Annotated in this window: 8 protein-coding genes; 7 read left to right on the plus strand and 1 reads right to left on the minus strand. The window is 60.2% G+C overall.

The window, feature by feature from the left end; all coding sequences use genetic code 11:
• Positions 1-68: 68 nt before the first annotated feature.
• The 3 genes from dcd (at position 69) to LAD35_RS05370 (ending at position 3,404) form a co-directional block, all read left to right on the plus strand.
• Complete coding sequence (dcd, locus tag LAD35_RS05360; protein ID WP_184709251.1) at positions 69-635, plus strand: dCTP deaminase; 567 nt, start codon at positions 69-71, stop codon at positions 633-635.
• A 241-nt stretch (positions 636-876) separates the two neighbouring features.
• Positions 877-1,758, plus strand: a complete 882-nt coding sequence (gene ypfJ, locus LAD35_RS05365) for a KPN_02809 family neutral zinc metallopeptidase (protein ID WP_224151664.1) — start codon at positions 877-879, stop codon at positions 1,756-1,758.
• A 215-nt stretch (positions 1,759-1,973) separates the two neighbouring features.
• Positions 1,974-3,404 carry a DEAD/DEAH box helicase gene (locus LAD35_RS05370; protein WP_224151665.1) on the plus strand — a complete coding sequence of 477 codons (1,431 nt, stop codon included), beginning with the start codon at positions 1,974-1,976 and terminating at the stop codon, positions 3,402-3,404.
• A 78-nt stretch (positions 3,405-3,482) separates the two neighbouring features.
• Here the strand turns inward: LAD35_RS05370 and LAD35_RS05375 are convergent, their stop codons facing one another.
• The gene (locus tag LAD35_RS05375; RefSeq protein ID WP_224151666.1) at positions 3,483-4,325 is read right to left on the minus strand and encodes a symmetrical bis(5'-nucleosyl)-tetraphosphatase; all 843 of its coding nucleotides are present in this window, start codon (positions 4,323-4,325) and stop codon (positions 3,483-3,485) included.
• Between the two features lie 53 nt (positions 4,326-4,378).
• Here LAD35_RS05375 and LAD35_RS05380 point away from each other — a divergent pair, with 53 nt between their 5' ends.
• From LAD35_RS05380 to LAD35_RS05395, 4 genes are all read left to right on the plus strand, one after another.
• On the plus strand, positions 4,379-5,659 hold the full coding sequence (locus LAD35_RS05380) for a hemolysin family protein (protein ID WP_224151667.1): 1,281 nt from the start codon (positions 4,379-4,381) through the stop codon (positions 5,657-5,659).
• Between the two features lie 128 nt (positions 5,660-5,787).
• A complete protein-coding gene (locus LAD35_RS05385) occupies positions 5,788-6,078 on the plus strand; it encodes an H-NS histone family protein (protein ID WP_224151668.1) in 291 nt (96 codons plus the stop codon).
• 379 nt (positions 6,079-6,457) lie between these two features.
• A complete protein-coding gene (locus tag LAD35_RS05390; RefSeq protein WP_224151669.1) occupies positions 6,458-9,367 on the plus strand; it encodes an aconitate hydratase in 2,910 nt (969 codons plus the stop codon).
• Between the two features lie 119 nt (positions 9,368-9,486).
• Positions 9,487-12,378 (plus strand): putative bifunctional diguanylate cyclase/phosphodiesterase, encoded by a 2,892-nt coding sequence (locus LAD35_RS05395; RefSeq protein ID WP_224151670.1) that lies wholly within the window; start codon positions 9,487-9,489, stop codon positions 12,376-12,378.
• Positions 12,379-12,439 lie beyond the last annotated feature (61 nt).

A 12,439-nucleotide genomic window follows, 5' to 3' on the forward strand; every position in this document is an offset into this window, starting at 1 on the left:
AGATACTAAACCTGTGATTCGGGTCTTGCTCCTGCATTCGCTACAATCTCCGCCCAGGAGTTTTAGACATGAGCATTCAGAGCGATAAGTGGATCCGCCGCATGGCAGAACAGCACGGCATGATCGAGCCGTTTGAGCCCGGCCAGGTGCGCCAGGTCGATGGCAAGAAGATCATCAGCTACGGCACATCGAGCTACGGCTACGACATCCGCTGCGCGCGCGAGTTCAAGGTCTTCACCAACATCCACAGCACCGTGGTCGACCCCAAGAATTTCGACGAAAAGAGCTTCGTTGATTTTGAAGGCGATTACTGCATCATCCCGCCCAACAGCTTTGCACTGGCGCGCACGGTGGAGTACTTTCGCATTCCGCGCGATGTGCTGACCGTCTGCCTGGGCAAGAGCACCTATGCGCGCTGCGGCATCATCGTCAACGTCACGCCGTTCGAGCCCGAGTGGGAAGGCTATGTGACCCTGGAGTTCTCCAACACCACGCCGTTGCCTGCCAAGATCTATGCAGGTGAGGGTTGCGCGCAGGTGCTGTTCTTCCAGGGCAACGAGCCTTGTGACGTGAGCTACAAGGACCGTGCCGGCAAGTACCAGGGCCAGCACGGGGTGACCTTGCCCAAGGCCTGACAGCGTCGAGCATGCAGAAAAGCCATCCAGCGTCTTGGATGGCTTTTTTTATCGATCTTTGTTAATGCCTAACTTTTTGCAAGATTTGCAAATTTTGTTCAATTGCAGGGGCGACTGTCCTGCGGTTGGCCGCCCAAAGCGTTGCTTTGCGAGCATGGCGGCAACAAATGCGCTACTGTAGCGTCCAGTGACAGGTAATAGATAACTGATGCGGCGCCTTGGCGCGGCAAGGAGAGTGACGATGAGATGGGAAGGCAATCGCGAATCTGAGAATGTGGAAGACCGCCGTGGGCAGGGTGGCGGCGGAGGTGGTGGTGGTTTTGGCATCGGCGGTCGCAGCATTGGCATCGGCACCGTGGTGCTGGCGCTAATTGGCTGGGGCGTGTTCGGCATCAATCCGCTGACCACGATTGGAGTGCTGTCGGGCAGCGGTTCGCCCGCACCGGTGGAGCAAGGACCCGCCAAGGCGCCGCCGTCGAACGATCAGGGTGCTAAATTCGTCTCGACCGTGCTGGCGTCGACCGAAGACGTCTGGACCGATATCTTCAGCAAGGCCGGCGCCCGCTACCAGGCGCCAAGGCTGGTGCTGTTTACCGGCGTGACACGAACCGCCTGTGGCACGGGCCAGTCCGCCATGGGGCCGTTCTACTGCCCGGGTGACCACAAGGTCTATCTGGATATGGACTTTTTCAACACCATGAGCCGCCAACTGGGAGCGCCTGGCGAATTTGCCCGCGCCTATGTCGTGGCGCACGAAGTGGGCCACCACGTGCAGAACCTGCTGGGCATATCGGACAAGGTAGACAGCATGCGGGGCCGTATCAGCGAACGCGACCAGAATGCGCTGTCCGTGCGTCTGGAGCTGCAGGCAGACTGCTATGCAGGTGTATGGGCCAACCATTCGCAGCAGGCCAAGAACTGGCTCGAGCAGGGCGATATCGAATCGGCCGTGAATGCCGCGCAGCAGATTGGCGACGACAAGCTGCAGCGAGAAGCCTCGGGCACGGTGCGGCCAGACAGCTTCACCCACGGCTCCAGTGCGCAGCGGGTGCGCTGGTTCACCCAGGGCTACAAGACGGGCAGCGTGCAGTCGTGCGATACCTTCCAGGCGGGCAGCCTGTAATTCTGTCGGGAACACGTATCCAGCAGCCGGCTTTGCCGGCTGTTTTTTTGTGCGGCCTGCAGTGGTTGGGCTCCCATTTTTTAAAAACAATAGCAGTCAAGCAAGGGTATGCGCGCCAGGGCAGCAATACATGACAGCTACACCCCCATTCCGTAACCGTGTACGGGGTTAAGCGCAGCAGCAATCTGCCCACGGTGCGACAATAGGGGGCTTACATGACAAATTCTTTCTCCAACCTTCATCTGGCCGAGCCCTTGGCCAAGGCCATCGCCGAGATGGGCTATGCATCCATGACGCCGATCCAGGCACAGGCCATTCCTGTGGTGCTGACCGGCAAGGATGTCATGGGCGCAGCGCAGACTGGTACCGGTAAGACGGCTGCCTTTTCATTGCCGTTGCTGCAGCGCTTGATGGCGCATGAAAACAGCTCGGCATCGCCTGCCCGCCACCCGGTGCGCGCCCTGGTGCTGCTGCCCACGCGCGAGCTGGCCGATCAGGTGGCCCAGCAGATTGCCCAGTTTGCCAAATACACCAAGCTGCGCAGCACGGTGGTGTTCGGCGGCATGGACATGAAGCCCCAGACTATCGAGCTGAAGAAGGGTGTGGAGGTGCTGGTGGCCACACCGGGTCGCCTGCTCGACCATATCGAGGCCAAGAACGCCGTCCTCAATCAGGTGGAATATGTGGTGCTGGACGAGGCTGACCGCATGCTCGACATCGGCTTTCTGCCCGATCTGCAGCGCATCCTGTCGTATTTGCCCAAGAAGCGCACCACCTTGCTCTTCTCGGCCACGTTCTCGCCCGAGATCAAGCGGCTGGCCGGCAGCTACCTGCAAGATCCGATCACGATCGAAGTCGCCCGTCCCAATGAGACGGCTTCCACCGTCGAGCAGCGCTTTTTCAGCGCCTCCGACGATGACAAGCGCCGCGTGATCATCAAGACCCTGCGTGATCGCCAGGTTCGCCAGGCCTTTGTATTCGTCAACAGCAAGCTGGGCTGCTCGCGCCTGACGCGCACTCTGGAGCGTGACGGTCTGCGTGCCGCAGCACTGCATGGCGACAAGAGCCAGGACGAACGTCTGAAGGCGCTCGAAGCCTTCAAGCAAGGCGAAGTCGATCTGCTGGTGTGCACCGATGTGGCTGCGCGCGGACTGGACATCAAGGATGTGCCTGCCGTCTTCAACTACGACGTGCCTTTCAATGCCGAAGACTATGTGCACCGCATTGGGCGAACGGGCCGTGCGGGCGCTTCAGGTCTGGCCGTGACTCTGGTCACCAATGCCGACGCGCGCCACGTGAGCGACATTGAAAAGCTGATCAAGAAGAAGATCGAGGTCGAACCCTTCGAGCTGGATGAGCGGCCACGCGGCCGCTTCAACGACGGCCACCGGGACCGCCGCGAGCGTGAAAGCCGCGATCAACGTGGCCGCGAGCGCGACGACGAAACATCGGACCGCCGGGAGCGCTATCGCCCGGCACCCGTGTCGCGCGATCCGTTCTTTGACAAGCCCTACGAGGCGAAAGCTGCCGAGCCCGCAGCCTGGGATGCGGGCTCCAAGCCCGCACCTGCACGGGGCGCTGCCAGCGTCAAGCCACGTCGCAAGGTGGCGGCGCTCTTCAAGCCCGCACCCACGACCGAGTCGTGACACTGTGATTTCAACGGCAAGGCCTCTGCAGGAATGCAGAGGCCTTTTTCCATCTGGCTCTTCGGCGGTTGTTGAGGCTCAGCCGGGTTGCTGCGCCTGCTCGCATTCCACGTGAATGAGCTCGCGCTCTTCCAGGCTGGCACCAAAGCGCACGGCCGTCAGGCATCCGCCCCAGACACAGCCTGTATCCAGCGCAATCAGGTGCGGGCGATTCAGTTCGCCGAGTGTGGACCAGTGGCCAAAGGCGATGGTGGTCTCGGCGGTCGCGCGGCTCGGCAGGTCGAACCATGGCAGAAGACCGGGAGGGGCATGTTCGGTGCTTTCGGCGCTTTCAAAATCCATCCGGCCGTCGGGGGCGCAGTAACGCATACGGGTAAGCACATTCGTGATGACGCGCAACCGCTCCATGCCGGAGAGCTGCTCGCTCCACTGGTCGGGCTCGTTGCCATACATGGCCTGCAGGAAGAGGGGCAGCTCATCGCCCTGCAACACGGCTTCCACCTCCTGTGCGTAACGAAGGGTATCGGCCGCGCTCCAGCGTTGGTGGACGCCGGCATGCACCATCAGCAGGCTTTCTCCGCCCACATCATGGGTACGTGCCAGCGGCTGCTGCCGTACCCATCGCAGCAGTTGGTCTGCATCGGGCGCCTGCAGCACTTGTAGCAGGGTGTCGCGCCTGGAGAATTTGCGTCGTCCGTTGGCTGCGGCGAGCAGATGCAGATCATGGTTGCCCAGCAGCACGCGGATGCTGTCCCCTGATTCCATGCAGCGGCGAAGGGTTTTTTCCGAATCTGGTCCCCGGTTGACCAAGTCGCCCAGAAGGTAGACGGTGTCGCGGCTGGGCGAGAAATCAATTTTGGCGAGCAGGCGCTCCAAAGCGCCATCGCATCCCTGGATATCGCCAATACAGTAAAGTGACATGCTTGTTGAACTACCTGTGAACTATTTTGTTAGACGTACTTCTGATCGCGCTTTTGACCCTGCTTAATGGCGTATTTGCCATGTCGGAGTTGGCGCTGGCAAGCAGCCGTAAATCACGTTTGCTGGCCATGGCGGAAAGCGGCGACAAGGGCGCCAAGGCGGCCCTGGAATTATTGGCCAATCCTACCCAGTTTCTTTCGTCCATTCAGGTGGGTATCACTTCCATTGGCATGCTCAATGGTATTTTCGGCGAAGCCGCTTTCAGCGACGGCCTGGCGAGCTGGCTCATTTCTGCAGGAATGCCGGCCTCGGTGGCGTCTGTGGCAGCAACGGCCACGGTGATCATTGTGATCACCTACCTCACCATCGTGTTTGGCGAATTGGTGCCCAAGCGCATTGGCCAGATGTATCCCGAGGCTTCCTCACGCATGATTGCGCTTCCGCTCACATGGGTGTCCAGGATTGCCAAGCCTTTCGTGTGGTTGCTGTCGGTTTCCGCGCAGTATGTACTCAAGTTGTTGCGTATCAAGGATGAATCGAGCCGGGCTGTGACCGAGGAGGAAATCGTGGCCAGCCTCGATGAAGGCCGTGATGCAGGTGTGATCGAGCAGCACGAACACCTGATGGTGCAGAACGTCTTCCATCTGGATGACCGCCCTCTGATCTCGATGATGGTGCCTCGCGGCGACGTGCAGTGGCTGGATGCTCGCCTGACAGTGGCCCAAGCGCTGCACGAAGTGCGTGCGGCCGGAGGCAAGGGAGCGCACTCCTGGTATCCCGTCTGCCGCGAATCGCTCGACAACGTGGTGGGTCTGGTGAGCGTTGCGCACCTGCTGGATGTGGTGTCTCCCAAGACAGTGCCGGTGTCGGATCTGGTGGTGGCGGCCACCTATGTGCCTGAAACACTGAGCGGCTTTGAGTTGCTGGAGCAGTTCCGCGCTCGCGCCGGCCGCATGATTTTCGTGGTGGATGAATACGGGGTCGTGCAAGGCATCATCACGCCGCGCGATGTGCTGGAAGCCATTACCGGAGAGCTCAAGCCAGGTGGTGCCAACGAGGCCTGGGCCGTTCAGAACGACGATGGCTCCTGGTATCTGGATGGCCTGATGCCGATATCCGAATTGAAGGCACGCCTGGATATCAAGGAATTGCCGGATGAAGGCAAGGGCAGATATAACACGCTGGCCGGTATGCTGATGGCCGAATCCGGGCATATGCCGCCGGTGGGCGAGAAGATATATTGTGCAGGATGGGTATTCGAAGTAATGGCTCTGGAAGGGAAACGCGTGGACAAGGTGATTGCTCGCATCGACGCGGGCCTTGCCGATTACTAAAGGTAATAGACCGCCATGTTTATGAAAATTTACATTGGTATTTAATGGTTGAGGGGCAAAAAAGCCTTTTGCAAATTTGAGTTTTGGGTATACTGGGGCCGTTAATTAAATTACTTGGATATACCAACATGGCTACTTTGAAGGAAATCGACGCCCAATTGGCGGCACTGCAAGCCCAACGTGAAGAAGTTCGCAAAAATGAACTGAAGAACGTCGTGGATCAGGTACGCAGCCTGGTGGCCGAATATGGACTGAGTGAGCTGGACGTGTTTCCCCCAGCACGTGGTGGCCGCAGTGCCGCAGCAGGCTCCAAGGTTGCTCCTAAATACCGCGATCCAGCGACTGGCGCAACCTGGACTGGCCGTGGCAAGGCTCCAAAGTGGATTGAAGGCCAGGCCCGCGAGAAATTTGCGATCTGATCAAGAGAGCGCAATGCATGAAAACCCGCTTCGGCGGGTTTTCCTTTTTCAGGGAGCGATTTTCAGCATTTTGCAGCTACAGAAATCCCCTTTTTCATAGATTGCTGCTATTGAAAATTCTGATGAATCTATAGGCTTATTTTTCGAGTTGCTGAGTGGAGGGATATTGGGGCAATGGGTATGACAAGTCCCCGGTCACGAAAGCTTCAGACGGTCCGTGCCTGAGGTGGTATGGACTTTGCGAATGGGCGGGGCGCGGTGGCAGGCAGCACCAATAGCCATATCGAATGTCTGGCGACATGCAGGTGTCGGCGCACGCAGGTAGACTGTCTGTTCGAGAAGAATTTCTGTGGCATTCCCAAGCAAAACAGGAGCAACGATGAAATCGAGCAACCCTCAGTCGGGCAAGCATGCTTTTGCCTCCACCTTGAAGTCTCTGTCGCTGGGTAAGGCGGGCAAGGGCAGCTTCTATTCGCTGCCAGCCCTGGCCAAACAGTATCCCAATATCAAGCGGTTGCCGGTTTCACTGCGCATCGTGCTGGAGTCGGTGCTGCGCAACTGTGATGGCCAGCGGGTTCTGCCGGAGCATGTGGAGCAGCTTGCCAATTGGAAACCTCGGGCGGAACGGACCGAAGAGGTGCCATTCGTCGTTGCCCGCGTGGTGCTGCAGGATTTTACGGGCGTGCCATTGCTGGCAGATCTGGCTGCCATGCGCAGCACTGCCGATCGGTTGGGGAAAAAGCCCAAGGCGATCGAGCCGCTGGTGCCGGTGGACCTGGTGGTGGATCACTCGATCATGGTCGACTACTACGGCAACAAGAATGCCCTCGACCTGAACATGAAACTGGAATTCCAGCGCAACAACGAGCGCTACCAGTTCATGAAGTGGGGAATGCAGGCTTTTGACACCTTTGGCGTGGTGCCTCCGGGTTTTGGCATCGTGCACCAGGTCAATCTGGAATACCTGGCGCGGGGCGTGCACCACACCAAGGACGGGGTGTACTACGCCGATTCCCTGGTCGGGACGGACAGCCATACCACCATGATCAATGGCGTTGGCGTGGTGGCGTGGGGCGTGGGCGGTATCGAGGCCGAAGCCGCCATGCTGGGCCAGCCGGTGTATTTCCTGACACCCGATGTCGTCGGCTTTGAACTGACGGGTAAGCTGCGCGAGGGGGTGACGGCGACCGATCTGGTGCTGACGGTGACCGAAATCCTGCGCCGCGAAAAGGTCGTGGGCAAGTTCGTGGAGTTCTTTGGCGAGGGCACGCGCAGCCTCTCCGTTCCTGACCGGGCCACCATCGGCAACATGGCGCCCGAATATGGCGCAACCATGGGCTTCTTCCCGGTTGACGGCAAGACCCTCGACTATTTTGAAGGTACCGGGCGCACCAAGGCCGAAATCGAAGCATTTGAGGCCTATTTCAAGGCGCAGGACCTCTTTGGTGTTCCCAAGGCGGGGGACATCGACTACTCGCAGGTTGTCAGGCTGGATCTGGGCACCGTCGCTCCCAGCCTGGCGGGGCCCAAGCGCCCGCAGGACCGCATCGAGATCGGACATGTGGCCGACAAGTTCGCGGAGCTGTTTACTGCGCCGATTGTGCAAAATGGCTTCAATCTGCCTGCGGACAGGCTCGGGCAGAGCGTGCGGGTACATATCAACGGCGAAGGAGAAACCGCCGAGCCCGATGCCAAGCCTGTGCCCGCCGGTGCTCCGCGCAACGTGGTAGAAATGGTGGCCAATACCCCCAATGTGGAAGATGCACCGGGCAGCCTGCGCAGCGAGGAAGCGCATGTGGAGGCCAAAGAGCGCGGTGGCATCGATCTGCACAATGGAGATGTGCTGATTGCGGCCATCACCAGCTGTACCAATACTTCCAACCCCAGCGTGATGCTGGCGGCAGGCCTGCTGGCCAAGAAGGCGGTGCAGGCTGGCTTGACGGTCAAGCCCCACGTCAAGACTTCGTTGGCTCCTGGGTCGCGCCTGGTCACGCTCTACCTCACGGAGTCGGGCCTCTTGCCCTATCTGGAAAAGCTGGGTTTTGCGATTGCGGGCTATGGTTGCACCACCTGCATTGGCAACGCTGGCGATCTGCTGCCCGAATTCAATGCCGCGATCCAGCAGAACGACCTGGTATGCGCCGCCGTGCTGTCCGGCAACCGCAACTTCGAGGCCCGCATCCATCCCAACATCCGCGCCAACTTCCTGGCGAGCCCACCTCTGGTCGTGGCCTATGCCATTGCCGGCAACGTGCGCAAGGACCTGATGACCGAGCCGGTTGGCAAAGGCAAGGACGGGCGTGACGTGTACCTGGGGGATATCTGGCCGAGCACGGATGAGGTGCACAAGCTGATGAAGTACGCGATGAACGGCAAGGCTTTCCGGGCCAACTACGAAAAGGTCACCAGCGAGCCGGGCAAGCTGTGGGAGAAGATCAAGGGTGTGACGGGAGCCACCTATACCTGGCCCCAGAGCACCTATATTGCCGAGCCTCCGTTCTTCAAGAGCTTCCAGCTGGAGGCCAAGCACGAGAATGCCCAGGGCGCAGACCAATATGCCATCCACAGTGCACGGGTCATGGCGCTGTTTGGCGATTCGATCACGACCGATCACATTTCGCCGGCCGGCTCCATCAAGGAGACCTCGCCTGCCGGGCAATGGCTGCTTGCCAATGGCGTCAAGAAGGTCGATTTCAACAGCTATGGCTCGCGCCGCGGCAATCACGAAGTGATGATGCGCGGCACTTTTGCCAATGTCCGCATCAAGAACCAGATGTTGCCAGTCGGCGCCGATGGCTCGCGCGAGGAAGGGGGACTCACCATCTACCAGAACCCCGGCGAGGACCAGGGCCAGAAGCTGTTCATCTATGACGCGGCCATGCGCTATGTTGCGGCCAACACCCCCACCGTGGTCTTTGCCGGTGAAGAGTACGGTACCGGATCGAGCCGCGATTGGGCTGCCAAGGGGACGCAGTTGCTGGGCATCAAGGCCGTCGTGGCGCGCAGCTTTGAGCGAATTCATCGCTCCAACCTGGTGGGCATGGGGGTGCTGCCCCTGCAGTTCCTGGCCGGGGAAAGCTGGGAGACGCTGCGCTTGCGTGGCGATGAGCAGGTCGACATCATTCCCGACCCCTCTCTGGCTCCGCGCAGCAAGGCCAGACTGGTCGTGCACCGCGCCGACGGCAGCAAGACCGAGACGGAACTCGTGTTGCGAATCGATACGCCTATTGAAGTAGAGTATTACAAGGAGGGCGGTATACTTCCTTTTGTACTGCGGCAGCTACTGTAAGTAACTGCTTGCAAAATATCCTAACCGGGCCCGTTCTAGCAGGGCCCGTTTGCGTTTGACGGCAATTGCTGGTCAAATGCCGCTATTTACATTTACCTTTTTTACCCCCTCGGTAACCGATGGCACGTCCTTACACCCCCTTATCGCTTGGTCGGCGCCTGTGGGATACACATACGCGTGTCATGCTGTGTCTGCTGGCTGGAGGGGTTTTGCTGGCGGGGCTGATGGCCTCGGACGACCAAGGCATCGGTTTTGCTGCCGCCCTGGGCACCTGGATTCAATTGCTGGCCTTGCTGGCAGCCCTGGCCACCATTGGCTGGGGAGCGCGTTTGCTCTTGCAAAGTGCTTCAGGCGGCGCGCCTCTTGGGCGGCCCTTGTGGGTATGCAGCGCAGTGGCCCTGGCCGTCTATACCGTGTTTGCAGCGCTTCCGGTCAGCCAGGCCGAAGCCATGGTGCAGGCGCAGTCCTGGTCGATCATTGCAGTCAATCTGCTGCTCTCCCTCACGCTGTTGATCATTTCGATAGATGTCAGACATCCTGCGGGTCAGGATGGGCTGGCAACCAGTGTCGAGCGCACGGGCAGTCTGCAGTTGCGCAGCAATGCCGGCGTGCTGCTGATGCTGGTGGCGTTGGCTGTGCTGGCTGCCATCGTGGCGCGTGGGTTGGTTTTTTCCCATTGGGCGCAGGCATATGCCTTGCCTGCGGGCATGCTGCTGTGCTGCGGCAAGGCATGGTGGGATACGCGCAATCTGGTAGGGCGCTCCAGCCGATGGCCGGTGCGCAGCATGACCGCTGCCGTGGCGCTGGCTGCGCTGGCACAGGGCGCATATTCCCATGCGCCCTTGGCGCTGTCGGTCATGGAGGCCGCCTGGTGCTATGCATTGTCGGTGGTGGCCCTGGTCATGCTGATGGCTTCGGTGCGGCATACCCTGGTTGGCTGGGCCTCTGCGCATCCGGAACGCCTGCAAGGGGCTGAATGGCTGGAGCAGGCGCCTATCGGCATGGTGCGTGTCGATGGAGCTGGCATTATTGTGCATGCCAACCAGACCCAGCTGGAATGGCTGGGGGTCAAGACCCTGAGCGGCCAGCCCTGGACTCAGGCCCTGACCCCTGCATTGCGCAGCCAGGGCCCCGAATGGATGGAGCGGCTGCGTGCGGGCGAATCGCTGGCTTTCGAGCAGAGCATCGAGACCCGGCACGGTGTGCGTCACCTGCAGACCGATCTGATGGTGGCCCCACAGGGGTTCGATGACAACGCGTTTCTGCTGCTGTCGCATGATGTATCGATGCAGAAGCTCATGGCAGGCCGCATGCAGGAGCAGCAGTCGCAACTGGTGTCGTTGGTCAGTGCGATTCCCGACCTGGTCGTGCTCAAGGGCGTGGATGGCCGCTTTCTGCACTGCAACCAGGCCTTTGAGCGTCTGGTGGGGTTGACGCATTCGCAGATCATTGGCCGAACCACGACGGATCTGGCGCTCGATGCCTACCTGCCGTCCGAGGTTGAAACCGACCTGCAGGCCAGGCACTCCCTGTCTCCTGTGGTGTATGAGGAAACCCTGCGCTTTGCCGATGGCGGCTATCAGGGGCGTTTTGAGATCACCAAGTCGGCCATTCGCTCGGCGTCCGGTGAAGTCACCGGCCTGCTGTGCATTTGCCGCGACCTGGCCGAGCGCAGCCATGCGCGCAAGGAAATCGAACGGCTCGAGTTCTTCGACGTGCTCACGGGCCTGCCTAACCGGCGCATGCTGATGGACCGGCTGGAATGGTCGATCCGCGCCTGCAAGCTGCGCGCCAGTTATGCGGCGCTGCTGTTCATCGATCTGGATAATTTCAAGGATCTGAATGACTCCCTGGGCCACCAGCAAGGGGATCGCCTGCTGTGCGAAGTAGGCAAGCGCCTGATCGCCAGTGTTCGCAGCGGTGACGTGGTGGCGCGCTTTGGCGGTGACGAGTTTGTGGTGCTGGTGGAGCATCTGGGCGGCGTGCGCGAGCAGGCTGAGAACCATGTCCGTGGCGTGGTGGAGCACCTGATCAGCCGTTTCAACCAGCCCTTCAGCCTCGACGGTGTTGCCCACTACAGCACGCCCAGCATTGGCGTGACGGTGTTTGGCGACAACGATGTGCACAGTGCCGAAGAACTGCTCAAGCGCGCGGACATGGCCATGTACCAGGCCAAATCAGCCGGGCGCAATACCCAGCGGTTCTTTGATCCGCAGATGCAGGCGCAGGTCAATGCCCGTGCGCACCTCGAATCCGACCTGCGCCATGCGATTCACGATGGCGAGTTGCAGGTGTACTACCAGCCGGTGATGAACGGCCATGGGCGTCTCCTGGGGGCCGAGGCACTGGTGCGCTGGCGCCATCCGGGGCGGGGCCTCGTCATGCCTATCGAATTCATCGATCTGGCGGAGCAGACCGGGCTCATCGTGGACCTGGGCACCTTTGTCATGCGCACCGCCTGCGAGCAACTGGCGGCCTGGGCAGACAGTCCTTTGACCGAGTGCCTCACCATAGCGGTCAATGTCAGCCCCCGCCAGTTCCGCAATGCAGGGTTTGTCGATGAAGTGCTGTCCATTTTCGACGAAACCGGCGCCGACCCGTCCAAGCTCAAACTGGAGCTGACCGAGAACCTGCTGCTGGGAGACGTGAACGAGACCGTGTGCCGCATGCGCGAGCTCAAGGAGCGCGGCGTGGGCTTCTCGCTCGACGATTTTGGCGTTGGTTACTCTTCGCTGGCCTATCTGAAACGGTTGCCGCTCGACCAGCTCAAGATCGACCGCAGCTTCGTCAATGATGTGTTGAGCGATGTCAATGATGCCGTCATCGTGCGCACCATTCTGGCCCTGGCCCACAACCTGGAGCTGGAGGTGGTGGCCGAAGGCGTGGAAAACGCCGGCCAGGTGGATTTCCTCGTCAGCAATGGCTGTGAGCGTTTCCAGGGTTACCACTTCGGCAGGCCGGTGCCGATCGGCGAGTTCGAACGCCTGCACGGCTTTGCTTCGTGCGTTTAGGCGCCTGACTCCGTTTCATGCACTCCTTTGAGCAATTTGCTGCGTCTTCGCGCTGGCTCAA

The organism is Comamonas odontotermitis (genome assembly GCF_020080045.1).
Lineage (GTDB): Bacteria > Pseudomonadota > Gammaproteobacteria > Burkholderiales > Burkholderiaceae_C > Comamonas > Comamonas odontotermitis.